Source organism: Flavobacterium psychrotrophum (assembly GCF_003403075.1).
GTDB classification, from domain to species: domain Bacteria; phylum Bacteroidota; class Bacteroidia; order Flavobacteriales; family Flavobacteriaceae; genus Flavobacterium; species Flavobacterium psychrotrophum.
In genome coordinates, this window is sequence record NZ_CP031557.1 from 1,432,765 (window position 1) to 1,457,515 (window position 24,751).

Annotated in this window: 19 protein-coding genes; 9 read left to right on the forward strand and 10 right to left on the reverse strand. The window is 39.5% G+C overall.

Annotation, left to right across the window (positions count from 1 at the left end):
• Positions 1–85 precede the first annotated feature (85 nt).
• Entirely contained in the window at positions 86–1,075 is a 990-nt protein-coding gene (locus DYH63_RS06215) for a hypothetical protein (RefSeq protein WP_116787982.1), read from the reverse strand.
• A 373-nt stretch (positions 1,076–1,448) separates the two neighbouring features.
• Between DYH63_RS06215 and DYH63_RS06220 the strand changes: the two genes are divergently transcribed.
• From DYH63_RS06220 to DYH63_RS06230, 3 genes are all read left to right on the forward strand, one after another.
• Entirely contained in the window at positions 1,449–1,685 is a 237-nt protein-coding gene (locus DYH63_RS06220) for a hypothetical protein (RefSeq protein ID WP_116787983.1), read from the forward strand.
• A gap of 106 nt (positions 1,686–1,791) precedes the next feature.
• Positions 1,792–2,301 (forward strand): hypothetical protein, encoded by a 510-nt coding sequence (locus DYH63_RS06225; RefSeq protein WP_162926944.1) that lies wholly within the window; start codon positions 1,792–1,794, stop codon positions 2,299–2,301.
• Positions 2,298–3,155 (forward strand): HTTM domain-containing protein, encoded by an 858-nt coding sequence (locus DYH63_RS06230; RefSeq protein ID WP_116787985.1) that lies wholly within the window; start codon positions 2,298–2,300, stop codon positions 3,153–3,155. The genes DYH63_RS06225 and DYH63_RS06230 overlap by 4 nt, the downstream gene beginning before the upstream one ends.
• 235 nt (positions 3,156–3,390) lie before the next feature.
• Here DYH63_RS06230 and DYH63_RS06235 read toward each other — a convergent pair whose 3' ends face one another.
• The 9 genes from DYH63_RS06235 to DYH63_RS06275 all read right to left on the reverse strand — a co-directional run bounded on the left by DYH63_RS06235 (position 3,391) and on the right by DYH63_RS06275 (position 15,179).
• Complete coding sequence (locus DYH63_RS06235) at positions 3,391–5,859, reverse strand: glycoside hydrolase family 95 protein (protein WP_116787986.1); 2,469 nt, start codon at positions 5,857–5,859, stop codon at positions 3,391–3,393.
• Positions 5,860–5,882: 23 nt separating this feature from the next.
• On the reverse strand, positions 5,883–7,787 hold the full coding sequence (locus DYH63_RS06240) for a glycoside hydrolase family 97 protein (protein ID WP_116787987.1): 1,905 nt from the start codon (positions 7,785–7,787) through the stop codon (positions 5,883–5,885).
• 27 nt (positions 7,788–7,814) lie between these two features.
• Positions 7,815–8,594: an L-fucose dehydrogenase gene (locus tag DYH63_RS06245; RefSeq protein WP_116787988.1), complete on the reverse strand. Its 780-nt coding sequence runs from the start codon at positions 8,592–8,594 to the stop codon at positions 7,815–7,817.
• A 10-nt stretch (positions 8,595–8,604) separates the two neighbouring features.
• Positions 8,605–9,429, reverse strand: a complete 825-nt coding sequence (locus DYH63_RS06250; RefSeq protein WP_116787989.1) for an amidohydrolase family protein — start codon at positions 9,427–9,429, stop codon at positions 8,605–8,607.
• Positions 9,426–10,277, reverse strand: a complete 852-nt coding sequence (locus DYH63_RS06255; RefSeq protein ID WP_116787990.1) for a fumarylacetoacetate hydrolase family protein — start codon at positions 10,275–10,277, stop codon at positions 9,426–9,428. Before DYH63_RS06255 ends, DYH63_RS06250 begins: the two co-directional genes overlap by 4 nt.
• A gap of 8 nt (positions 10,278–10,285) precedes the next feature.
• The gene (locus DYH63_RS06260; protein ID WP_116787991.1) at positions 10,286–11,050 is read right to left on the reverse strand and encodes an SDR family NAD(P)-dependent oxidoreductase; all 765 of its coding nucleotides are present in this window, start codon (positions 11,048–11,050) and stop codon (positions 10,286–10,288) included.
• Between the two features lie 52 nt (positions 11,051–11,102).
• On the reverse strand, positions 11,103–12,743 hold the full coding sequence (locus DYH63_RS06265) for a UxaA family hydrolase (RefSeq protein WP_116787992.1): 1,641 nt from the start codon (positions 12,741–12,743) through the stop codon (positions 11,103–11,105).
• Positions 12,744–12,764: 21 nt separating this feature from the next.
• The gene (gene fucP / locus DYH63_RS06270) at positions 12,765–14,078 is read right to left on the reverse strand and encodes an L-fucose:H+ symporter permease (RefSeq protein ID WP_116787993.1); all 1,314 of its coding nucleotides are present in this window, start codon (positions 14,076–14,078) and stop codon (positions 12,765–12,767) included.
• 234 nt (positions 14,079–14,312) lie between these two features.
• A complete protein-coding gene (locus tag DYH63_RS06275) occupies positions 14,313–15,179 on the reverse strand; it encodes an AraC family transcriptional regulator (protein WP_116790756.1) in 867 nt (288 codons plus the stop codon).
• A 282-nt stretch (positions 15,180–15,461) separates the two neighbouring features.
• Here DYH63_RS06275 and DYH63_RS06280 point away from each other — a divergent pair, with 282 nt between their 5' ends.
• The 6 genes from DYH63_RS06280 to DYH63_RS06305 all read left to right on the forward strand — a co-directional run bounded on the left by DYH63_RS06280 (position 15,462) and on the right by DYH63_RS06305 (position 24,673).
• A complete protein-coding gene (locus DYH63_RS06280; protein ID WP_116787994.1) occupies positions 15,462–16,481 on the forward strand; it encodes a zinc-binding alcohol dehydrogenase family protein in 1,020 nt (339 codons plus the stop codon).
• Positions 16,474–17,481, forward strand: a complete 1,008-nt coding sequence (locus tag DYH63_RS06285) for a sugar kinase (RefSeq protein ID WP_116787995.1) — start codon at positions 16,474–16,476, stop codon at positions 17,479–17,481. Before DYH63_RS06280 ends, DYH63_RS06285 begins: the two co-directional genes overlap by 8 nt.
• A gap of 5 nt (positions 17,482–17,486) precedes the next feature.
• Positions 17,487–18,164 (forward strand): bifunctional 4-hydroxy-2-oxoglutarate aldolase/2-dehydro-3-deoxy-phosphogluconate aldolase, encoded by a 678-nt coding sequence (locus tag DYH63_RS06290; RefSeq protein WP_116787996.1) that lies wholly within the window; start codon positions 17,487–17,489, stop codon positions 18,162–18,164.
• Between the two features lie 3 nt (positions 18,165–18,167).
• Positions 18,168–19,610 (forward strand): tagaturonate reductase, encoded by a 1,443-nt coding sequence (locus DYH63_RS06295; protein ID WP_116787997.1) that lies wholly within the window; start codon positions 18,168–18,170, stop codon positions 19,608–19,610.
• A 345-nt stretch (positions 19,611–19,955) separates the two neighbouring features.
• Positions 19,956–23,030: a SusC/RagA family TonB-linked outer membrane protein gene (locus DYH63_RS06300; RefSeq protein WP_240409070.1), complete on the forward strand. Its 3,075-nt coding sequence runs from the start codon at positions 19,956–19,958 to the stop codon at positions 23,028–23,030.
• An 11-nt stretch (positions 23,031–23,041) separates the two neighbouring features.
• Positions 23,042–24,673, forward strand: coding sequence for a RagB/SusD family nutrient uptake outer membrane protein (locus DYH63_RS06305; protein ID WP_116787999.1), 1,632 nt, complete (start codon positions 23,042–23,044; stop codon positions 24,671–24,673).
• The last annotated feature ends 78 nt before the right edge of the window (positions 24,674–24,751 follow it).

A 24,751-nucleotide genomic window follows, 5' to 3' on the forward strand; every position in this document is an offset into this window, starting at 1 on the left:
TATAATACTAAGTTTAGTTGATTACAGTACTTTAATATCCGGTAAAATACCTGCGGTCATTGTTTAAAGGAATTAAACAATTTACTTATTTTACAATATCTTTTTTATACCTGAACTCATGCGATTTAAGTTCTGCACCACCGTGGCCGTCAGGAACATTTTTTGTCATTACGTATACTGCATACTTTTTAGAAAAGTCCATATCCGGATATATTTTGGGAGCTATGAGTCGAAGCTCTTCATATTCTTTAACCATTGAAATACTGTCTGAAAGATTGGTTTTGTAAATAATCATCGGAAACATTCCCTCTGCGGCTGTTTTAATTGTAAGATCTGTAATTAATGGCCTTGATTTCATTTCCTTAACTTCTATAGGAAAAGGATATTTTTTGTTAAGTATTTTTGCAAGTTCTTTTTTGTAGTCTTGTGCTTCATTCGCTATGTTGTACGCTATGTCGCCCTCAATATCTTTAGACCATTCAATAGCTGTATCAGTATAAAAATAAGCATCCAACAAAAAATTTTTCTTCTCAAGTTTTTTTGCTTCTTCTAAAAAGTCGAAAGGTGTAAGCCCATAACGCCCAACAGGGGTAATGTCCATACGGTGTATTAGCCATTTGCCAGATCCATCATTAACATACTGTAAGATTAAAAGATAATCCTGTAGTACAAATGGTAGTTTTAACATTGAGATATAGGTTTCTTTTGATACGTTTGTCCACTTAAAAGTATATCCCTTATCAGCACTGATAATTTCGCTACGCTTTGTTTTTGTACCATTTATGATGTAATACTGGTCGTATATATTGTATGATCCATCGGTATATTGTTTTCGAAATGCCCATGAAACATTACGTGTGCGCGATTGTATGTTCTTTTTAAAATCATCAGTACCCAGTGCTTTATATATTTTTAAGTCACTGCGCATCATGGCCTGTATGAGACTGTCATTTTTTAATTTTATTACTTGCTGGACTTCAGAGGCAATTTTTTCTGAGAGGATAATTTTTTCATCATTGCTACATGAAGTTACTGTAATAATTGTCAAAAAGAGCAGTATGATTATTTTTTTCATTTGGTGGATGGTTTATAAAACGGTAAAGTTATGAGAAATTAAGTTATTTTACATCTACTGTTTTTTTGAGAAACAGACAGTACGAGAGCCGTTATTATTAAAATTTGCTGAATACATATTGAGATACTCTTTTTATCCAAAATCTTCTTGTTTTCTTACCCGGTAGCATTACAATTTAGCGGGGAAAAATTCAAAAAAATCTCTATTATCGCTTCAGTTGAAAAAGTTTAGATTGCCTCTATGATAATTACTTACAGCGTGTTATAAGGGTGGGTGAAGTTTATTTTAAAAAAAATAAATAATATTTGCTTTTTTAAAATAAATGCTTATTTTTGCTATATAGTTTATAAATAATTTAAACCCCAAAAAAATTATGAAGAATTTTGTAAAATGGTATGCAGTAGCATTCTTTTTAGTAAGTAGTTTCACAATGTTTGCTCAAGGAGGTAGTGATGAGACAAGTCCACAAAACACAAGTGGAGGTGGACAAACGGTTGATGGAGAAGATCCTTCAGGTTCTATAAATAATCAGTTAGTTTATTTAGGTCTTGCAGGTGCAGTGTTTGCTTTTGCTTATTACAAAAATAGCGTAGCTAAAAAAACAGCTTAATGCCTATTGGCATTTTAACGATAAAAACCACCTAATTTAAGGTGGTTTTTTTATGTAAATTTATGAAAATTAATAATAGTAAAATTGTTATTTAAGTTTTAGGTTTATGAAACGTTTAGTAGCTATTGTAACAGGTTTTGTTCTTTTGTGGTACGTAGGTGCTATCATTTATCCAAGTTTACCAAAGAGTATGAAAGCTGGTAATATTAAGGTAGTACTTGAAAAAATTAGGATATCTGTTGGTATGGGATCACTTTTTGACAGACCGATTTCACTAACTAAAAGATTTGTTTCATACAGATTTTATGAAAATGGAAAATGGGAAGAAAAAAAAGATTTACTTCAACCCCTTTTTGATGATTATGTAACGTCAGGCGATTTTGCTTCACTTACACATGCGCGATTAGATGCTTCACTTATTTTTAATATATATCGCCTTCATAGGGTTAGTAACATGGAAACCATAAGAAAAACTAATGATTATTCTATGTTTGTAGATCACATGTTTTCTTATCATGTAGGTACCAAAAAACCAGATTCATTAGAAATATTTTATACAAAAAAAAATAATGATAACTCGGTTGAATTATTGTTAAACTTCAAATGTATACCATGAATATAAATTTTGAGAGAAAAATCCTTGCCTTTCAAAACTGGATAGAAAACCATATTTTTGAGCAAAAGAACATCTTGTGGTTTAGAAGGTGTTGTTATACTTTATTACTGATAAAGATGCTCTTCATTTGGACAGATCTTAACATATTCTATAAGCACGTTATAAAACAGCATACTAGTTTAATATGGCCCCACAAATGGATGCTATTGCCAATATTTAATAATTACTATCATTATTATTGGCTGATGATTTGTTTGATTGTTCTATATGCAATCATTTCAAAAGGTTCATATTTCTTGTCCGCTATTATTTTCATAATTAGCTCTAACTATTTCCTATTAATTCACGGAGCTACAAACAATGGAGATAAAATTATGAATGTCTTCATTTTTATGCTCATTTTTGTGAAATGTAATGCAAAACCAAGAAGTTTAGCACAAATGATAAACAATTCGGCTTTAATTATTCTTCAACTTCATGTATGTTTATTATATCTTTATAATGTTTATGGAAAACTAATACAGCCAACATGGAGAGATGGTACTTATTTGGAAAATGTATGGAGTCTTCCTTATCACGTTAACAATACTTTTTTACCCAATTTTATCTCAAATCCAAGTTCTTATTTTTTAACAGCATGGTCAGTATTACTATTTGAATTTTCTTTTCCGGTGCTGATTTGGACAAAAACTTTTAATAAGCCTCTTTTAATTATAGGCATTTTATTTCACTTAAGTATAGGTCTAACGCTTTCATTACCAGACTTTGGACTGATAATGATAATAAGCTATATTTTGTTTTATAAATTTAAAGAAAACCAGATAGCAGGTGATGTAGTTACTCTTGATTCATAATATTATTTGATTTAAGTTTAAAAGTGTGATTCAATATTATGTGTTCCTTATATGTTGAACATTATGTACATGGACATAATTTTTAAAAAGAGGGGATCTCAAAACTATGAAATCCCCTCTTTTTATCGTCAACAGAAAATCATCAAAAATTAAGCTTATATCTTTTTTAAATTAGTTATCATGTTTTCAGAATTCTTGATAGTTTTTTCGATTTTGAGTTTAGATACAATCTTTTTTATAATTCAGACTTTATCGTATAGGTTACTCCTTTCTTAGCCTCAAAAGAAACGGTGTAGCCTATTGTAGACTTTTTACTTTTCAATTTAAGCGAATCAACAACAAAAGGCTCATCTGCGCGTATGGTTAATGTGCCTCCGTTGTTAGATATTATTTTTGCGGTGCTTAATTTTCCGGATGCCCAGTTGATGTCTACAAGATAATTGCCACGTGCTACAATACCGTTAACACTACCGTCTTCCCAGGCATCAGGTAAAGCCGGGAGTAGTTGTATCTCGTTATTATGGCTTTGCAGCAGCATTTCTATAACACCGGCAGTACCTGCAAAATTACCATCTATCTGAAATGGCGGGTGGGCATCAAAAAGATTAGGATATGCACCACCATGTCCGCCATATTTAGGATCGTTATCTTTTGTAAGGCGCAGCTGGTTTCTAAACAATCTGTAAGCATGGTTGCCATCTAGTAGCCGTGCCCACATATTTACTTTCCAGGCAAGGCTCCAGCCGGTACCGTCGTCTCCGCGCAGCTCCAGTGTTTTTCTCGCTGCAGCAGCTAAATCCGGCGTGGTTAGCGGAGAAATACTGTTTGCAGGGTGTAGCGCATACAGGTGTGAGGTGTGCCTGTGGTGCGGGTCTTCTTCTTCAAAGTCTTCATGCCACTCCATTAATTGCCCTATACTGCCTATTTTATAAGGAAATAGTGTTGCATTTGCTTTTTGTATGGTTGCAGCAAAGTCTTTATCGGTACCTAAAATGGCCGATGCAGCCATGGTATTAGAAAACAGGTCTCTTATAATAGCCATATCCATAGTACTTGCTACAGTAACCGCACCCTTTTTTTTGCCATCATAGTAATACCTGTTTTCCGGAGATGTAGAAGGCATTGTTACCAGGTAGCCATTTTCATCTTTTTGTAACCAGTCTAAGGTAAAAAGAGTAGCCCCTTTCATTATGGGGTAAGCTTCTTTCAGGAACTTTTTATCGCCCGTAAACTGGTAATGCTCCCACAGGTGCCTGCTTAGCCAGTTGGCTCCCATATACCAGTTAGCCCACATAGGATCGCCTTTGCCAAGGTCGCCTACAGGGTTGCTTGTACCCCATATATCAGCGTTATGGTGCACTACCCAGCCCTTTGCATGATAAAAGCTTTGCGCAGTTTCAGCTCCCGTAACAGAGAGGTTTTTGATAAGATCGTTTAATGGCGACGACAGTTCAGAAAGGTTACCTGTTTCTGCCGGCCAATAGTTCATTTGCACGTTAATATTTGTAGTATAGTTGCTGCTCCATGGCGCGCGAAGGTCTTTGTTCCATATACCCTGAAGGTTTGCCGGGGCATCTTTAGTGCGTGATGACGAAATAAGCAGGTAACGCCCATACTGGAAGAATAAAGCCTCCAGGTTTGAGTCTTTACCGCCTTCAGTATATTTTTCGAGCCTTATATCGGTAGGCAGTGCAGATTTGTCTTCTTCGGTTTTATTAAGCTTTAAAGCTACCCTGTTAAAGAAATGGTGAATATCCTTAAGGTGCTCTTTAAGCAGGGGATCATATTTTTTATTAGCCAGTTTTAAATATCCTGCTACAAGTTTATGTTCATCTTTACCCTGGCTGTCAGGGCATTTGTCAAAACCGTTAAAACTGGTGGCAGCAGTAACTATAAGCACCACTTCAGATGCGTTTGTTATAACAATATTATTTCCGTCCTGTGTTAGTTTCCCGTCTTTAATCATTGGCTTTACAGCCAGTTCAAAGCGCATGCCGCGACAGCCTGTAATATCTTTATACACAATTGGCTCTTTGTTATAATTAATATAACTGGGATCTGCATGTGCAGGTGCTTTTCCGTTAAGGTAAATAGCATCCCCTTTAATACTGGCCTTATTGTACAGCTGGCTCCTGGCATTTAAGGTAACAGATAATTTGCCTTGCTGGCTCGCTGTTAGCCTGATAACAATACTACCCGCTGGTGCAGAGGCAAAAATTTCTCGTTTATACTCTACACCATTAATTGTAAAAGTGGTAGTAGCTAATCCATCCTGAATATTAAGCCCTCTATAATAATTTGTTGGCTGGCTGCCGCCAAAGTCCTGCTTTAAGATAAGGTCGCCTAACGGCAGATAACTTTCGCTGTAAAGCCCCTGCATTTTTTTTGTAAGTTCGTAAGCCTTTTCATAATCGCCCTCGCGAAGTGCTTTACGGGTTGGCTCCAGGTTTTCAAAAGCCGAAGGATTTACATTTTTAGGAACGGGCCCGCCACTCCATAGTGTAGCTTCATTAAGCTGGATGAGTTCTTCATCTACTTTACCAAAAATCATGGCACCCAGCCTTCCGTTACCTATAGGTAAAGCCTCTGTCCATTCTTTTGCCGGTTTATCGTAGTGCAATGTGAGATCCTGCTGTGCATATAGCGGAGTAGTGCAGGCGGACAGTGCTGAGATCAATAAAAGTTTTGCAAGAAAGTTTTTCATAGTTGTTATGTTTATGGGTTGATTTACAGTTCGGTAAGTGTTGCTGTAAATCCGCCCCGTGGCAGACAGTTTATCTGTAAAGGGGTATTTTTGCCCGGTATTATTTCTTTTATTGTAAAAGAGGTATTGTCTTTACCATCAGATATTAAATCAATTTTTACGTTTTTATCTGTGATGGCATTCAGGTCTATTTTAAAATCCTGCGGTATATCTTTTCCGTTAAGGCCGGCAATATACCATGTGTTGCCTTTTTTCCGGGCAATGATTACTTTTTCTCCCGGATAACCATCCAGCAGTTTAGTATCATCCCAGGTTGTAGGCACTTTTTTTAGAAATTCAAGTGCTTTTTCGGGCAGGGCGTTATATGACTCAGGACGGTCTGCAAAATGCTGTAAAGCTGACTCAAATACTACCGATAGCGCCAGTTCATGAGCGTATGTTGTTATATGCGGATTTTGGCTGTCTGAAAATGTTACCGGCGTATAATCCATAGATCCTACTACATTGCGGGTAAAAGGTAGTGTAGTATTGTGGCGGGCTGCTGCATTTGTTAGTGTGCCGTTATTATTGTACCATTCAGCACCATATACAGCCTCAGTAGTAAGCAGGTTCGGGTAGGTGCGTGCCCATCCGCGAGGTACTGTGGCACCATGCAAATTAACCAGCAGCTTATATTTAGCAGCATCTTCTAAAATATCAATATAGTATTTTATCATATCCTGCTGATCTCCGGCAAAAAAGTCGACTTTAATGCCATAGATTCCCATTTTATTGAGCCATGCAAATTCTTTTGCCCGTTTTTCCGGGGTAAGAAGCCTGTCCCATGGGGTAGGCTCCAGCCATGATGTTCCTGAATTATACCAAATGAGTGGTTTAACGCCTTTTGCTTTTGCATATCTTACGGCATCTTCTATTGTGCCGCCATTTTCCATTACATCCCATTCCCAGTCTATAAGTGTGTATGGCCATTTCATTTGTGCGGCAAAGTCTATGTATGCTGTCAGTTTTTTAAAGTCTTTAGAACCGTGATTGTTTGCCCAGTAAACCCAGGATGCTGCGCCAGGTTGTATCCATGAGGTATCTTTTAGCTTATTAGGCAAACTAATGTCGTCTATAAGGGTAGATGCTACAATATCGGGCAGTGTACCTATGGTTAAGGTACGCCAGGCAGATTTCCAGGGCGATGTACTAACGGCACCAACCTGCTTAAAGTTATCCCGGGTTTCAGGATAGGTAACATTATATTGATTAGGGCTATTTGCATTAGTTAGCCGCGCGGCACAATTATTTTGAGACAGTCCTGCTTCAGACAGCAATACCAATACGTTACTGCCCGTAACGTTATACAAGGCAGGAAATCCCCATTCTTGTTTTTCGCTTCCCTTGCCATTAGTGCTCTCAGGATAAAAACCTTCGTATGATGTTTCAAATGGCTGCATCCATCTCTTTGTGCCTTCCGGAAGAATATAAGCTGTATTTTCGGCGGTAATGTTTACAGGTGTAGCAGACTTGTCTGGAAATTCATAGCGGAATGCAACCCCATCATTGTACGCCCTGAAAATGATATTTAGAGACGTATTGTTACGATTCTTAAATTTAAAAATTCTTTCGTTACCAAAGTTTTCCCGGTCTTTGCGCTTACCACTTACAGCAGTATACTTTTCGTGTATGGGTTTTAAATCAGATACACTTACCAGTCTAAGTTTATTTGTAAAAGTTTCATTATTTGTTATGATGCCCAGAGGCGATTTCGGTAAGACCGTTATACTTTCACTACCTGTTTTATACAACACACTAAAAGATATGGCAGATTCATTTTTTTGTGCTGTAACTAAAACGGCGATCTTTTTATTGGGCGATGAAATTTCCTGTGCAGTGCCCATTGTGCAGCAAAGCAAAACAAATAGCAGGTAAATAGCTTTTTTCATAGTAAGATATTAGCGTTGCGGTTCTGCTTATAATGCCCTGTCTAAATGTACATAGCCACCATCTACATAAATAAGTTGCCCGGTGGTGTGCGATGAGCGTTGAGATAATAAAAAGGCTACCATATCGGCTATTTCTTCTGTTTTAGTCATGCGGTGCTCTAACGGAATATTTGCTGTTATCTTGGCAAGTTTCTCTTCCGGATTGTCAAAGGTGTTTATCCAGCTTTCATATAGTGGTGTCCACGCTTCAGCAACAATTACTGCATTTACCCTAATGCTGTAGGGCAATAATTCCAGTGCCCACTCGCGTGTTAAAGCATTTCGGGCACCATTTGCCGCCGCATAGCCCGACGTGCCACCCTGACCCGTTTCGGCAGTTTTACTGCTTATATTTACAATGGCACCCTTAGATGCTTTAAGGTAGGGCAGGGCATGGTGTGCTAATAAATAGTAGTGTACAGCATTTTTATGATATGACGCTATAAAGCCCTCATAGTTGCCACTCTCAAGGCCTACGCCGTCATTAACACCTGCATTATTTACGAGCCCGTCTATGCGCCCGTATTGTGCAACAATTGCATCAATAGCAGTTTTACAGTTATCAGGAGTAGAAAGTTCTGCTGTGGCAAGGCCGGCTTTTAGCCCGGCTGTAGTTAGTTCATTAACCAGTTTCAGGTTATCGTTTTCACTACGGCCTATAATAACGGGTATTGCCCCCTCAGCGGCTAATATTCTCGTTATTGCTTCGCCAATACCTTTTGCACCGCCACTAACAACTATTACTTTATTTTCGAGATATAAATTCATTTTTAAGCATTTAAAGATTATAGATACGTGCTGCGTTATTGCCCAATATGTCCTGTTGCTGCGCAGTAGTGCATTGCGAAATATATTGTTTTACAAAGCCCATCCACTGTGTATATGTTCCCGCAACGTTTACCACCGGCCAGTCGCTGCCAAAAAGAATGCGGCTTGTGCCGAAGTTTTCAAAGATGGTATCAAAGCATTCTGATAACTGTTTTTCATTGCAGTTGTGCCACTTATCTTCAGTTAAAAGCCCTGATATTTTGCAAGATACATCGGGGTTTGTTGCAAGTTCTTTTATGCCTGATTTCCAGTTTTTAATAGCGCCGCTGCGCAATGCAGGCTTACCACAATGGTTAAGAATAAAAGGCTGGCCGGATAGCTTTTCGGTTAGCTGTATGGCATCTTCCAATTGATGGTCATATATCAATATATCATAGGTATAGCCATTAAGGCCAACTTGTTTTATGCCGGTTACAATTTCATCGCGAAGCAAAAATCCCCTGGGTTCACCTTGTGCCACATGTCGCAATCCCTTAAGTTTTTTCTCTGTTTTATAGCCTTCAAGTACCTCTAAGATATCGGGGTCTGCCAGATTAATCCAACCGACTACGCCTTTAACCTGAGTATTTTCGGCTGCAAGCTCTAATAAAAAATCTGTTTCTGCATCGCTTTGGGTAGATTGTACAGCAATACAGCCATCAACACCATTTTGAGCTAAAACGGCTGACGCATCTGCAGGAAGAAAATCTTTTTGGATCACTTTCATATCGTCCGTAATCCAGTCGTTCTTTACCGCATCATAGTGCCAAAAGTGCACATGTGCATCAATAATCATGGTTGATACTCCTTTACATGTTGGGTACTGCTGCCAAGGCCATCTATGCCCAAAGCCACTATGTCGCCCGGGTTTAAGTACCATGGTTCGGGTTTTTGGCCTAAGCCTACGCCTGCGGGTGTACCTGTAGATATAACATCGCCCGGAAGCAGCGTCATGAACTGGCTGATATAGCTTACTATAAACGGAACGTCAAAGATGAGGTTTGAGGTGTTGCCATCCTGTAGTACTTTATCATTTACCTTAAGCCAAAGCCTCAGGTTGTGTACATCTTCAATTTCATCGGGTGTGGCAATAAAGGGGCCTATTGGGGCAAATGTATCGCAACTTTTACCTTTTACCCACTGGCCATTGCGCTCCAGCTGAAAAGCCCTTTCGCTATAATCATTGTGCAGGGTATATCCGGCTACGTGATTAAGTGCATCTTGCTCATCAATATAACTTGCCTTTTTGCCAATAACAATTGCAAGTTCTACCTCCCAGTCCGTTTTAGTGCTGTTTTTAGGGATAATCAAGTCATCATCAGGGCCCACAATTGCTGTGGTAGACTTAAAAAACAATATAGGTTCCGTAGGTATTGGGGCATTGGTTTCGGCGGCGTGGTCTTTATAGTTAAGGCCTACACATATAATTTTTGACGGACGTGCCAGTGGTGCGCCAAGCCTTTCATCAGCTGAAACTTCGGGCAGATTGCCATTTGATATTTTATTTTTAAGCTGTTCAATACCATCGCCGGTAAAAAAAGCTTCGTTGTAATCGGCTACCAGGTGAGATACATCGTAGCGTTTATCTTTTATAATAACACCGGGTTTTTCCTGCCCCGGGGCTCCAAATCGTATTAGTTTCATACTTTTCTTTAATTGTTTAGGGTAGTAAAACCACCATCTATAGGATAATCTACACCCGTAATAAATGCCGCCTCATTACTACATAAATATAGTGCGAGAGATGCTACCTCATCAGGTTTTGCCATGCGGCCTATAGGCTGGGTTTTAGAAAGTTTATCAAACATCTCAGCTATATTATCAGGATAATTTTTTTGAAGGAAACCATCTACAAACGGGGTATGCACCCGCGCCGGGGAAATAGAGTTGCACCTTATGTTTTCGCCTATATAATCTTTTGCCACGCTCATGGTCATGGCCTTAACTGCACCCTTAGCAGTGCTGTATGCAAAACGGTGCGGTATACCTACCAGTGCGGCAATAGAAGCCATATTTATAATAACACCGCCGCCTGCAAGCCTTAACTGCGGTATTGCGGCATACAAAGTATTATAAACACCTTTTACATTAACACGCATTACCCTGTCAAAATCATCTTCGGGTGTTGTATCTGCCTTGCCAATGTGGGCTATGCCTGCGTTGTTTACTAATATATTTACAGGGCCTATGGCTTTAAAAGCCGCCAGGACTTCCTGCTGGTCTGCAACATCGCAAACCCTGATGAATGCTTTACCGCCAAAAGCCTCTATTTGAGAGAGTGTTGCGGCTGCATTTTCTGCACTGATCTCGAATATATAAACTTCGGCACCCTGCTTAGCGAGTAGTACGGCTATAGCCTGGCCAATGCCGCTGCCACCCCCGGTTACTACCGCTATTTTATTATCTAATCTAAACATTTTTATAGTCTAAAGGTTGAATTTTTTAAGTCTTAAAGCCCGAGCAGGATGTCTAAAGGCTTACCCCACGTTTCCACGGAATAAAATCGTCCTGGTTAAGTTGCACTGCCTTGGGTATTTCTATACCGCTTGCTGCTTTAATGCAATATTCCAGTATATCTTCGCCCATTTCGGTAATTGTTTTTTCGCCATTTATAATAGCACCGGTATCAATATCTATTATATCTGCCATGCGTGCTGCAAGCGCCGAGTTTGTAGCTACTTTTATAGTAGGGCATATGGGGTTGCCGGTAGGTGTGCCCAAGCCTGTGGTGAACAGTATCAATGTGGCTCCTGCCGCAGCTTTACCTGTAGTAGCTTCTACATCGTTACCGGGTGTGCATACAAGGCTAAGGCCTGGTTTTGTAGCCGGTTCTGTATAATTAAGTACATCTACAACCGGCGATGAACCCGCTTTTTTTGCAGCCCCTGCCGATTTTATGGCATCGGTTATTAACCCGTCTTTAATATTGCCCGGCGAAGGGTTCATAAAGAATCCCGAACCTGCCTGATGCGCAAGGGCATCATAATCGGTCATTAATTTTATGAATTTTTCGGCAGTTTCTCTGTTTACAGAACGGTCTATCATTTCCTGCTCTACACCGCACAATTCAGGAAACTCAGCCAACAGTACTTTAGCACCCAGACCTACAAGAAGATCTGCACAATGCCCCACAGCAGGATTAGCAGATATGCCACTAAAACCATCACTGCCACCACATTTTACACCTACTGTAAGCTTGCTTAACGGTGCATCGGCACGTTCTGCCTTATTAGCTTCTATAAGGCCTATGAATGTTTGCCTTATTGCATCTTTTAGCATTTGCTCTTCGCTTACCGCGCGCTGCTGCTCAAATATAAGCAGCAGCTTATCAAAATCTGGATGAAGGGCAAAAAGGTCGTGTTTAAAACTATCAGCCTGTAAGTGCTGGCATCCAAGGCTTAATACCGTAACGCCCGCTACGTTAGGATGGTTTGCGTAAGCAATCAATAACCTGCTCAATACTTCAGAGTCCTGTCTTGTGCCACCACATCCACCTGTATGGTTAAGAAACTTTATGCCGTCTATGTTTTTAAACACACGTTCAGGGGCAGTAGCTGCCACCGGGCCCAGGCTTATAGTATTGATGTCTTCTCCGTTATTAAAAGCTTCTATAAGCTTATGGGTGAAGGATTTGTACTTATCATCTACGGCATATCCCAGTTCGCTATACAGCGATTCTTTAATAATATCAAGGTTGCGGTTTTCGCAAAAAACAGTAGGTATAAATAACCAGTAGTTGGCTGTACCTACCTGTCCGTTACTGCGGTGGTAACCTTTAAAAGTACGATTGTTATACTTGCTTACATCCGGAGCCTGCCAGGTATAACTTACATCGCGGTAGGCGTAAGGTTCTGCGGCATGTTTGGTGTTTTCGGTACTCATGCGGGTGCCTTTTTGCACCGCGTACTGTACTTTGCCAACCAGCACACCGTACATTATTATTTCTTCGCCGGGCTCCATATCAGCCATAAAAAATTTATGCTTGGCAGGTATTGGCTCTGTTGTGGTATAATCAAGGCCATCATAATGTATTGTAGTGCCCGCAGCAATATCCTGTAAGGCTACAAGAACATTATCTGCCGGGTTAATTCTTAATACAATATTCTTCATAGAAAGGGGAGTGCTATTTAATTAAAGTAAGTTATTGTTGGTATGGTTTTGCTGAGGTTGCCAGTATTTGGCGGCGTATAATAAAACAACCAGAAAACAAACGGCAGGTACGGCATAGCCATATTGTATGTTTCCTGTAAGGTCTGATATGTAACCAAGCCCTAATGGCAATAGTGCGCCGCCTACAATGCTCATTACAATGAGTGATGAGCCAAGCTTTGTATCATGCCCCAGGCCGCTGATGCCCATAGAAAATATAGAAGGAAACATAACCGACATAAAAAATGATATGCCTATAAGAGCATAAACCGTTATCATGCCCGTGCCAAAAATAGCCAGGAAGCAAAGCCCTACATTTATAGAGGCGTATAGTATAAGTAGCTTGTTTGGCGCTATAAACTGCATAAAAAATGTACCTGCAAAACGCCCCAGCATAAAGGCGAGCCCGGCTGCCCCGGCATACCAGCTAGCCTGTAGCTGGCTAATACCCGCTGCGGTAGTAGCAAAGCGTATAAAAAAGCTTAAGATACATACCTGTGCGCCCACATAAAAAAACTGTGCAATTACAGCCCATTTAAGATGCTTGTGCTTTAGTATCTTACTTATAGATGCGCCATTGTTACTATCTGTACTTTCTTCTTCATGTTTAATATCAGGTAGTTTTACAACAGCAAATAGTACTATGATAATACAAATTATAATGCCTAAAACCAGGTAGGGGCCTTTAACACTGGCTGCTTCCTGTGCAAGGTATATTTGCCTGTCTGCAGGGAGCATAGCGTTAATTTGAGCTTCGGTATATTCGGTTCCTGAGAGTATAAATTTACCACCGATGATAGGAGCCATAAATGCTGCCAGGCCATTAAAAGACTGAGAGAAATTAAGCCTTCGCGTGGCCGTTTCAGGATCTCCTAAAATTGTTATGTAAGGATTAGCTGCCGTTTCAAGAAACGCTAATCCGCAGGCAATGATAAACAAGGCACCCAGAAAAAATATGTATTGTTGTGTATTAGCAGCTGGAATAAAAAGGAAAGAACCTATGGCAAAAAATAGCAAGCCTACTATTATGCCGCTTTTATAACCATAACGCCGCATAAAATATCCGGCAGGCAGGGCCATTACAAAGTAGGCTATGAATACAGAGAAGTCTACAAACGCAGTTTCAAGATCGTTTAGGGTAAATACTTTTTTAAGGTGCGGTATAAGTATAGGATCCAGGTTATGTATAAAGCCCCAAAAGAAAAACAGGCTGGTAACCAATATTAGAGGTATCAGGTAGTTGTTACCGGTACCCGACTTTTTGCTTACTGTAACCTTTGATGTAGCGTGATTCATTTTTTAGTTTATGATTTCTATATAAACATCTACTCTTTCTAAAACAGCATAAGATTACTTTTTATGCTGCTTTAAGATGTCCTGAGATAAACTGTATTCATATCAGGTTACTATATCGATTGATGTTTTACAAAGTAATGTAAAAGCCGGAATTAAAAAATATGGGTAATTATTAAATTAGTAAGATATATTAACCTGTAATTATTTATAATAAAAAAAATAAGGTAATATTTTTTACTTATTGTAAATTTTTTGATACTGCAAAGGCGTGTTGCCGGTTACGATTTTAAAGCATTCGTGAAAACTGGCAAAATTATTAAATCCTGATTCAAAGCATATTTCTTTTACACTCAGCGAATTTTCTATGAGCATACGGCATGCGTTGCCTATCCTGATTTCATTTATAAAGCTGGAATAGGTTTTGCCCGTCTTTGCCTTAAAAAATTTGCAGAATGCCGGGCGGCTCATTTTAGCTACACCCGCTATTTCGTCAAGGTCAATGCGCCTTTTATAATGGTTTATGGTATGATTAAATATTGCCTGTATGCGGTCGCGCTCTACTTCCTGGTAATAGCCCTGAAAACCTACCGATGCTAAGTGTTCTTTTTTTTCTGTTTCAGAAATTACCAGCAGCGCATCCATAAGGTTAAGTATTTTGCGCCTGTCGTTACCGGTAACAATTTCTTCGATCAGGCAGCCCAGCCGTGTTCCGTGGCAATCGGTAAGCTGTATGCCCCTTTTAGACTTTTCTATTATGCGTTGCAAGTCTGTATTCTCGGGTAATTTTAAAAAATCAGCACCCCAAAACTGATTAGAAAAATGTATTACATAAACCTCTATCGGGTTATCCTCTATGTTTTCAAAATACTTGGCTGAATACTGCCAGTAGTGTGGCAGGTTACTTCCCACAATTATTATGTTGCCGTCTTTAAAAGGGCGAATGTCATCACCCACAAACTGGGTACCGTCACCTTTTTTTACATATATAATTTCAAGCTCGGTATGGTAGTGCCATATATTATTAATATCCGGCGCTCTGTCTACCCTTGCACTAAATGAGCGCGATGAACTTGATGGTATTTTTAATAAAAAAGGTTTCACTATTTTTTCAATTTTAATCAAAACTAATGTTTTTTATTTAATACTTGGGTACTGTATCGTAGTAGTTTGATAATAAAGCTTAATAATTGGAAAATAGGGTAAAGTTTTATGATTTTCAATTGCTATTACTTTGTACTTACATTTTAGAACTTATTACAGCGTTAAAACGCTAACAGAGGTATGGCTTTCTTTAAATTAAGCATGCTACATAACAGGTGGCTGTCAGGCTGCTGAAACCTAACCAGTATTCCAATAATAATTTATAGCACAAATTAGTATTCCATGAAATACATAGTATGCGAGGAGCCTTACAGGCTACTGATAAAGCACAAACCCATGCCGGAATTACAGCCGGGTGAGGTACTGCTTAAACTTAAAAAAGCCGGTGTGTGCGGTACAGACCTTCATGCTTATGAGGGGACCCAGCCTTTTTTTGAATATCCAAGAATATTAGGCCATGAGCTTGCTGCCGAATATGTGGCAGGAAATAGTAACCGATTTAATGCAGGGGACAGGGTTACCGTTTTGCCTTACTTTAATTGTGGTACGTGTGTAGCCTGCCGCAATGGGCATACTAACTGCTGTGAGAAGATGAACGTTTTTGGGGTACATACAGATGGTGGTATGTGCGAATATATTACCCTGCCCGAAGCTTATGTTATAAATGGACAGGGACTATCTTATGATGAACTTGTTGTGGTAGAGCCTCTTGCCATTGCAGCCCATGGCATAAAAAGGGCTGGTGTAACTGCAACCGATACAGTACTTGTTATGGGTATAGGCCCCATAGGTGCCGGGCTTATAGCATTTGCTAAAATAGCCGGCGCTAAGAAAATTATTGCTATGGATGTTAATAATTACAGGCTGGGCTATGCAAAAAATGAGCAGGGTGCCGATGCCGTTATTAATCCGCTGGAGGAGGATGTAATTTCGCGGCTGCGCGAAATTACCGATGGTGATATGCCTACAGTAGTGATAGATGCTACCGGTAATAAAAATGTAATGAATGATGCTTTTAAGTATATGGCCCATAGCGGCAGGTATGTGCTTGTGGGCTTACAAAAAGAGCCGCTAACGTTTAGCCATCCTGAATTTCATAAGCGCGAATCTACTCTTATGAGCAGCCGTAATGCTACAAAGGCAGATTTTGATTTTGTAATAACGGCTATTAAATCGGGTAACATAGATGTTACTACATATATAACGCACAGGCTCAGCTTTGACAGCCTGGCCGAAAATTTTGAAACCCTTATGGATAGTAGCAGGAACGTATTAAAAGCCGTAATAGAGTTCGATGCGTAAGGTAATTACTTTTGGCGAGGTACTTATGAGGCTTTCGCCACCGGGCAGTTATAAACTACAACAGGTTTACTCGTTAGATTATTACTTTGGGGGTACCGAGATGAATGTTAGCGCCGGGCTGTCTATGCTGGGGCTAACAGTACAGCACATTACCTGCCTGCCAGAGGATATGACAGGCGATGCCGCGCTATCTGTTATGCGTGGTTATGGCATAGATACTTCGGCAGTTGTAAGGAATGACCATCCTATAGGCTTATATTTTTATGAAGCAGGATCAGAATTTCGTTCCGGTAACATTAGTTACAACAGGCAGCACAGCGCTTTTTCTAAAATAACGCCAGCGGCTGTTGACTGGGAAACCGTTTTAAAAGATACCGCAATTTTTCACTGGACGGGAATAACGCCTGCCATTTCAGAGGGGACTTATAAAACATTGCTTGAAGGGCTCAAAATTGCCCGAAATAAAAATATAGTGGTTACAGCCGATCCTGTTTTTCGTAAAAACCTATGGAATTATGGGCGTGATAGCAAAGAAGTTATTAGCGAGCTATTGCAATATACAACCGTATTTATAGGCGGTCCTGCCGAGATAAACGAAATTCTGGATAGATCAGAACCGGCAGATAAAGAGAGTTTTATTTCGGCCTCAGAAGAATTGATGAAAGCCTATCCTGATATTACTATGGTTGTAGATAAAGTAAGGGTGGGTAGCGATGCATCTGCACAAAAAATCTACGCACGGTGCTGGACCAATAGCCAGTACATACAAACGGATGCAATTACAATAAACACAATTACAGACCGTATAGGCACGGGCGATGCTTTTGCTGCCGGGCTTATATACATACTGCACCAGGACGGAGATGTTTACGAAGCTTTACAATTTGCATTGGCTTCCTGCGCGTTAAAGCATGGTATTTTGGGGGATGTAAACCTTGCTACTGTCACAGAGATTACCGCTCTGGCAAAAGGAAGTTTTTCCGGGAGAATTAACAGATAATATTTATGGGGCAATTTACTAAAATACAAGTGCTTTTAGCACTTAAAGAAACGGCTATTATACCTGTTTTTAACCATATGGATGTAACTGTTTGTAAGGAAATTATACAAGCCTGCTACACTGCAGGTATACGTGTGTTTGAGTTTACAAACCGTGGCGATAGTGCTTTACAGGTATTTACAGCCGTACATGCGTATACTAAAAAGCACATGCCGGAAATGATACTTGGTGTAGGGTCTGTAACAGATGCTGTATCTGCGGCATTGTATACATCGGCAGGTGCCGAATTTATAGTATCTCCTTTATTTAATAGCGAGATAGCGCGTTTTTGTAATGGCAGGCAGATAGTATGGATACCCGGTTGCGGTACAGTTACCGAAATAGCTACAGCACAGGAAGCCGGCTCTTGCATCGTAAAGATTTTTCCTGCGGAACAGCTGGGCGGCCCAGCATTTATAAAAGCTGTAAAAGGGCCTATGCCCTGGACTAATATTATGGCTACCGGTGGCATAACGCTCGATGCCGAAGAACTACAACAATGGTTTAAGGCAGGTGTTTACTGTGTGGGTTTTGGTTCTTCGGTATTCAAAACTTTACCCGATGGCAGTTATGATTATCAGCAAATTGAGGCTGAGCTAAGCCAGGCCGTAAACATAGTAAAATCGCTTTCAATTAATATGTAGCAAATGAAAACATTAAACCGCTCTGTAATAAATGCAAAAGAGTTACCTGTAAAAATAATACAGTTTGGCGATGGTAATTTTTTGCGTGGTTTTGCAGATTATATTGTTGACTGCCTTAATAAAAATGGGTTTAACGGCGGCGTGGCTGTTATAAAAAACAGGCCGGGGTCGGGATTAGAAACGTTACAGCGGCAAGAGGGACTTTTTACTCTCTTTACACAAGGTGTAAAAGATGGTGTAACAATCGATAAAAATCAGGTAATTACCTGTATACAGACTGCTGTAAATCCTTATGAAAATTACGACGATTTCTTAAAACTTGCCGAAGGGGAAGAACTGAAATTTATATTTTCTAACACTACCGAAAACGGTATTGCATTTGACGAGGACGATAATTTTTTAGAAAGGCAGCCGCATAAAAGCTTTCCAGCAAAATTAACTGCCTTGCTGTACAAACGATATCTGCACTTTAATGGCGATGAGCATAAAGGACTCATAATTTTACCCTGCGAACTAATAGAGAATAATGGAGATACGCTTAAAGATATAGTATTACAGTATGCTCATTTATGGCAGCTGGATACTGCATTTATAAATTGGGTTATTACCTGCAATACATTTTGTAATACCCTTGTAGATCGCATCGTATCGGGTTTTCCTAAAGATAATCCTGAAGCGTATATGGCTCAGCTTAATTATTATGATGCCCTTGCTACTGTTTGCGAACCCTATCTTTTATGGGTAATTGAAGGAGATGATGCCCTTGTTGCAAAATTGCCGTTTACCGGTATTGATGAGAATATTATTGTAGTGCCAGATCTTACACCTTACCGTACACAAAAGGTAATGGTGTTAAATGGTGCACATACCATACTGGCACAGATAGGCCGTCTGTTAGGTATTACAACGGTTAAAGAAAGTATGGAAAACCGTTTCTGTATAGATTTTGTTTTGCAAACGTTGCACAATGAAATATTGCCTATAATACTCTTGCCCGAAGAAACCCGCCTGAAGTACACAAAACAGGTGCTGGACCGTTTTAACAATCCTTATTTAAAGCATTATTTATCAGATATTTCTCTTAACTCCATTTCTAAATTTGAAGCGAGGCTTATTCCGGTTATAAGAGATTACTATACATTAAACCAGGTCTTACCATTACGTCTTACGTATGCTTTTGCCTGTCTGATAAGAATTTATAAAGGTAACTGGCAGGGCCGGGAAATACTGCGCCGGGATGACGATGCCATAATCAATTTTTTTAATACCGCATGGAAACAGTACAGTACAGCTGAGGTTTGCCGCTTTATTTTATCTGATGTAAGGTTTAAATCTCTGGCAGATGAGTTACCCGGGTTTTATGAAATGGTAGTATCAGCCTTAGATAATTTAGAAGTTCATGGAGTAGAAAATGGATTTGACATTTTTTATAGAACCCATGAATAAGTTTTTGGATGATAAATACAGATATCAAAAAAAATACCCTAAAAATTTAATTAAAAAATAATTTAGTTTAATAATTAGATAATATTCCAAAATTTTCAGATTTATATTTCTCTCACCTTTGTACAAGACCTGATACTTAAAAGATTGTTAAAAAATTAAACTAAAACGTTTTCTTGAAACTGAAAATGTTTATGCTCTTACAGCTTGTATTTCATTGTAATAATATCCAAAAAACATATCTGATAAATAATAATAAATAAGTAAACCTACGCTTTTTTCACTATAACGATATAGTGTTTTTCTGACCTAATTTTTTAACTATTAACCATTTAACCTTATGCTGATATGATGAAACTAATACTCATCTCCGGAAGCGAAAATCGCCTTAAAGAAAATAAAAGGCAGCTGTTTCCAAAAATACTATTGTTGTTTTTATTGGGCTTATCTGCCCATACTGCCCTGGCACAAAGTACCGTAACCGGACAGGTAAAAGCATCAGACAATCTTTCTGAAGGCCTTATTGGCGCTTCTGTACTTAATAAAGCCACTGGCAAAGCTGTTACTACAGATTTAAATGGTGAATACTTTGTATCTGCTTCTCAAAGCGATACACTTGTATTTACTTTTATAAGTTACAAATCGCAGTCTGTTGCAGTAGGTAGCCAGTCAGTTATTAACGTTACACTTCAGTCAGACAATGAACAGCTTGATGAGGTTGTAATTGTGGCATACGGCACCCAAAAAAAGGTAAATCTTACAGGCTCTATATCTACAATATCATCTAAAGATTTAGATAACAGGCCTATAACCCAGGCATCTCAGGCTCTTGCGGGTCTAACGTCGGGTGTTATCGTATCGCAGGGTTCAGGCCGCCCCGGTGCAGATGGTACCGGCATCACTATAAGGGGATCAGGATCTTATGGTGCAGGTGGCGGGCCACTTGTATTGATAGATGGGCTTGCAGGATCGCTAAATGATGTAGATCCAAACATTATTAAGAGTATAACAGTGCTAAAAGATGCTGCTTCTGCAGCAATTTATGGTAGCCGTGCGGCTAATGGTGTTATTCTTGTAGAAACCAAGCGCGGTACAGAAGGTAAAATGCAGGTAAGCTATAACAGCTATGCAGGTTTTCAAAATCCTACTTCGCTGCCCGATTTTGTAAATTCTGCCGAATATGCAATATTGAGAAACGAAGCTAATGCAAACATGGGGCAATCTGCTACATATACTGATGCTGAGATACAAAAATTTCGCGATCAGTCAGATCCTGATAATTATCCGAATGTTCCACATTTAAAAAACCTTTTAAATTCAGGCTCAGGTTTTCAAACCAACCATAACCTGAGCTTTATGTGGGGTAATGATAAAATAAGAAACCTTTTTTCTACATCATATCTTAAGCAGGATGGTTTAGTTGAAGAAAACAACTATACTAAGTTTAACTTTATGTTTAATACAGATACCAGGATTAAAGATAATCTTACGCTGAAAGTAAACATGATGGGGTACTCATCTGAAACTAATGAGCCTACACAACTTGAGGGTGGCGGTAGCATGACGAGTATTATAAGATATGCGGTACGCCAGGGGCCAATTTATGCAGGCAGAAAATCTGACGGTACATATGGTTACCAGGATAATTTTAGCCCTGAAGCCTGGCTGGACAGTAATTCATTTAAAAAAGGCACAAACAAATATTTTCTTGGAGGTACTGAGTTAGCATGGGAGCCGGTAAAAGGGCTTACCATTAGCGGAAAAGTAGGATATATGTATAATGCCTACTATGATAAAAATTATATTGCCGAAGTAGTATTTGACCAGTATAAAACAGTAGGGCCAAACAACCTTAATGTATACAGTGGCCAGGGCAGCCAGGTAACGCTGCAGGCATTGGCATCGTATACCAAGACTATTAAAAACCACAATTTTACCATACTTGCAGGTGCATCTCAGGAAAACGCTGAAAACGTATTTATAAATGGTTACAGAAAAGATTTCCCTAATAACCTGTTGTCAGAACTAAATGCTGCGGGTGCAGTAGGTATGTCTAATTCAGGTTCTGCTTCAGAGTGGGCTATACGATCTTATTTTGGCAGACTAAATTATATACTAAACGACCGCTATTTGTTTGAAGCAAATATAAGGACAGATGGTACTTCAAGATTTCCGAGTGCGGGACGTTGGGGCGTATTTCCTTCATTCTCTGCAGGATGGATTGTTTCAGAAGAAGCTTTCTTAAAAGATAAACTGAGCTGGTTAAGCCTTCTAAAGTTCCGCGGTTCATGGGGTGAATTGGGTAACCAGAATGTGGGCGAGTATCCTTACCAAAATAAGGTAAGCCTGGGCGAAAATTATTCTTTTGGAGGTATCTATACAGCAGGTGCAGCTGTAAATACTACAAGTAACGCTAATATAACATGGGAAAGTACCACTACAACAGATGTGGGTATAGATGCCTCTTTTCTTGGTGGCAGTCTGGGGCTTACATTTGATTACTTTAATAAAAAAACTAATGATGTACTCTATGGTATAGCAAGTTCATCAGTTCTGGGTATGGGAACAGCTCCGGTAAACATAGGCGGAGTAAGAAACAGGGGCTATGAAATAGCGCTTAACTTTAATCAGCAAATAGGAGATTTAAGATTTAGTGTAAGCCCTAACTTCTCATACATTAAAAATGAGGTTACAGAACTTTCCAGTGGTTTAAAGGAAGATATAAATAGTAACCTTTTTGTAGGGCAGCCCATAGGTGCAATTTACGGTTATGTTGCAGATGGCCTGTTTACAGACCAGGCAGATGTAGATAGTTATGCTTCTCAGCCTTATGCCGCAGAGCCGGGATTTGTGAGGTATAAGGATATTAGTGGCCCTGATGGTGTACCGGATGGTAAAGTAGACGGAACTTATGACAGAAAGGTTATAGGTAGCACAACCCCTAAATATACTTATGGTGCTACTATTAATGCTAATTACAAAGGATTTGATTTCTCATTATTGGTTAGCGGCCTTGGAGGTTATAAAAAGAGGCTGGACTCATACGAAGCATACGCGTTTTACAATGGAGGGCAGGTACAACGCTGGCAGGCAGACAACCGATGGACGGCAGACAACCCGAACAGAAATGCTGAATATCCAAAACTTACCAGCCTTAATGGTAGTAGCGGTACTACAATGACGTCTACCTACTGGCTTAGGGATGCAAGCTTTTTGAGGGTTAAAAACATACAGATAGGTTATACATTACCGGAAAGCTTTGTAAAGGATAAGCTAAAGATGGAAAGGCTAAGATTTTATGTAGGAGGGCAAAACGTGCTTTCTTTCAATAAATTCTATGAAGGATGGGATCCTGAAATGAGCAACGGTAATTTTTATCCTATAACCAAAACCTACACATTAGGTATTAATGCCACATTTTAATAACAAATACTATGAAAATAAAATTTCTTAAACATATATCTCCGGCAAAAGTACTGAGTGTAATAGCCTTGTCGGTAATTATTACAGGCTGTTCAGATGATTTTCTTGACAAGCAACCCCTTGACCAGGTTTCTGATGCTACCTTTTGGAAGAATGAAAAAGATGCTATGCTGGCACTTACCGGCTGTTATGACATTGATGCGTTTTGGGCAGGGCAGGACTTTTTTAATGGTATCTCTTTACTATGGCTAGACCTTGCTGCGGGTGAAGGTTCTGAAAAAGAACATTATCCTGATGGTATTACCGATGGTACGCTAAATGCCACTAACTGGGTAACAGCATCATACTGGTCTAATACCTATCGCAAAATATCCAGGTGCAATAATTTTCTTGATCATATTGGAGATGTAACCATGGATGAACAAAATAAGGCTATAATGACGGCTGAAATCCGCACGCTAAGGGCATACTGTTTTTTTAACCTTGCATTGTATTTTGGCGATGTACCTATGCCGGAACATTTACTAACGGTAGAAGAGGCAAACAGCATACCACAAACATCAAAAGCTAATGTATGGGCATTTGTAGAGCAGGAACTTATAGAAAGTTATCCGGCATTACCTACAACACGCCCTGCGGCAGATAGCGGTCGCCTTACAGCAGGTGCATCGCTTGCAATACTGGGCAGGGTACAAATGGCACAACAAAAGTGGAGTCTTGCCGCTGCAACCTATAAAAAGATAATAGACAGTAATGCTTATGCTGTGTATCAAACAGGATATGCACAGGTGTTTTGGCAGGCAAATGAAAATAATAGCGAGATTATATGGAGTACACAATACCAGGAAGACCAGTATGCACAGGTTTTGCCACAGTATGCTTACCCCGAAGCTATGGGCGGGTGGCATCAGTTCTCTCCGTATAATGAGCTGGTACAATCTTTTGAATGTACAGATGGTAAAACCATAGAGGAGTCGCCATTATATGACTGGACAAATCCTTATGAAAACCGCGATCCCAGGATGGACTTTAATATAATGATATCTGACAGAACCGTGTTTAATGGTACTACTTATGTGTCCCGGCCAGATAGTAACTCGCCAGACAGGATAAGCAGGTACAACTGGAGTGGTTACTGCATTAATAAACTTATGGATCCCAGCTTTAGCGGTAACCTTATGAACTATGGTGGTAATTCTATAATCATTCGCTACCCTGAGGTGTTATTGGGGTATCTTGAATCTAAACTGGAGTCGGGTGAAGGTGTTACCCAGTCTGTGCTCGATGAAACCGTTAACCTTATACGCAACAGGCCTGGTGTAAATATGCCGGATGTTACAACGGCAGACCCAACACAACTGCGCGCTATTGTAAGAAGGGAACGCAAAGTAGAGCTGGCTTTTGAAGGAGTACATTATTATGATATCCTGCGTTGGGGCACAGCAGCACAAGAGCTTAATAAGCAGTTTACAGGTATGAAACTTACAAATACGCCTTCGTCTTATACGGCATATCCGGTAGATAATAATGGGTTCTTTATTTACCAGAAGAAAAATTTTGTAGCTGGTGTAAATGAGCTTTGGCCAATACCGCAAACAGAACTGAACATTAATAAAAACCTTGTTCAGAATCCTGGCTATTAATATACAAGTTTAAGTTTTGGGTTATTGTTACTGTATTCCCCGGGCGCTATAGGCTGCGTCCGGGGTTTACTATTAAAT

What these genes read in the sequence shown, in the direction of transcription:
- DYH63_RS06215 (WP_116787982.1), bottom strand. Translation starts at nt 1,075, where the DNA reads ATGAAAAAAATAATCATACTGCTCTTTTTGACAATTATTACAGTAACT.
- DYH63_RS06220 (WP_116787983.1), top strand. Translation starts at nt 1,449, where the DNA reads ATGAAGAATTTTGTAAAATGGTATGCAGTAGCATTCTTTTTAGTAAGT.
- DYH63_RS06225 (WP_162926944.1), top strand. Translation starts at nt 1,792, where the DNA reads ATGAAACGTTTAGTAGCTATTGTAACAGGTTTTGTTCTTTTGTGGTAC.
- DYH63_RS06230 (WP_116787985.1), top strand. Translation starts at nt 2,298, where the DNA reads ATGAATATAAATTTTGAGAGAAAAATCCTTGCCTTTCAAAACTGGATA.
- DYH63_RS06235 (WP_116787986.1), bottom strand. Translation starts at nt 5,859, where the DNA reads ATGAAAAACTTTCTTGCAAAACTTTTATTGATCTCAGCACTGTCCGCC.
- DYH63_RS06240 (WP_116787987.1), bottom strand. Translation starts at nt 7,787, where the DNA reads ATGAAAAAAGCTATTTACCTGCTATTTGTTTTGCTTTGCTGCACAATG.
- DYH63_RS06245 (WP_116787988.1), bottom strand. Translation starts at nt 8,594, where the DNA reads ATGAATTTATATCTCGAAAATAAAGTAATAGTTGTTAGTGGCGGTGCA.
- DYH63_RS06250 (WP_116787989.1), bottom strand. Translation starts at nt 9,429, where the DNA reads ATGATTATTGATGCACATGTGCACTTTTGGCACTATGATGCGGTAAAG.
- DYH63_RS06255 (WP_116787990.1), bottom strand. Translation starts at nt 10,277, where the DNA reads ATGAAACTAATACGATTTGGAGCCCCGGGGCAGGAAAAACCCGGTGTT.
- DYH63_RS06260 (WP_116787991.1), bottom strand. Translation starts at nt 11,050, where the DNA reads ATGTTTAGATTAGATAATAAAATAGCGGTAGTAACCGGGGGTGGCAGC.
- DYH63_RS06265 (WP_116787992.1), bottom strand. Translation starts at nt 12,743, where the DNA reads ATGAAGAATATTGTATTAAGAATTAACCCGGCAGATAATGTTCTTGTA.
- fucP (WP_116787993.1), bottom strand. Translation starts at nt 14,078, where the DNA reads ATGAATCACGCTACATCAAAGGTTACAGTAAGCAAAAAGTCGGGTACC.
- DYH63_RS06280 (WP_116787994.1), top strand. Translation starts at nt 15,462, where the DNA reads ATGAAATACATAGTATGCGAGGAGCCTTACAGGCTACTGATAAAGCAC.
- DYH63_RS06285 (WP_116787995.1), top strand. Translation starts at nt 16,474, where the DNA reads ATGCGTAAGGTAATTACTTTTGGCGAGGTACTTATGAGGCTTTCGCCA.
- DYH63_RS06290 (WP_116787996.1), top strand. Translation starts at nt 17,487, where the DNA reads ATGGGGCAATTTACTAAAATACAAGTGCTTTTAGCACTTAAAGAAACG.
- DYH63_RS06295 (WP_116787997.1), top strand. Translation starts at nt 18,168, where the DNA reads ATGAAAACATTAAACCGCTCTGTAATAAATGCAAAAGAGTTACCTGTA.
- DYH63_RS06300 (WP_240409070.1), top strand. Translation starts at nt 19,956, where the DNA reads ATGATGAAACTAATACTCATCTCCGGAAGCGAAAATCGCCTTAAAGAA.
- DYH63_RS06305 (WP_116787999.1), top strand. Translation starts at nt 23,042, where the DNA reads ATGAAAATAAAATTTCTTAAACATATATCTCCGGCAAAAGTACTGAGT.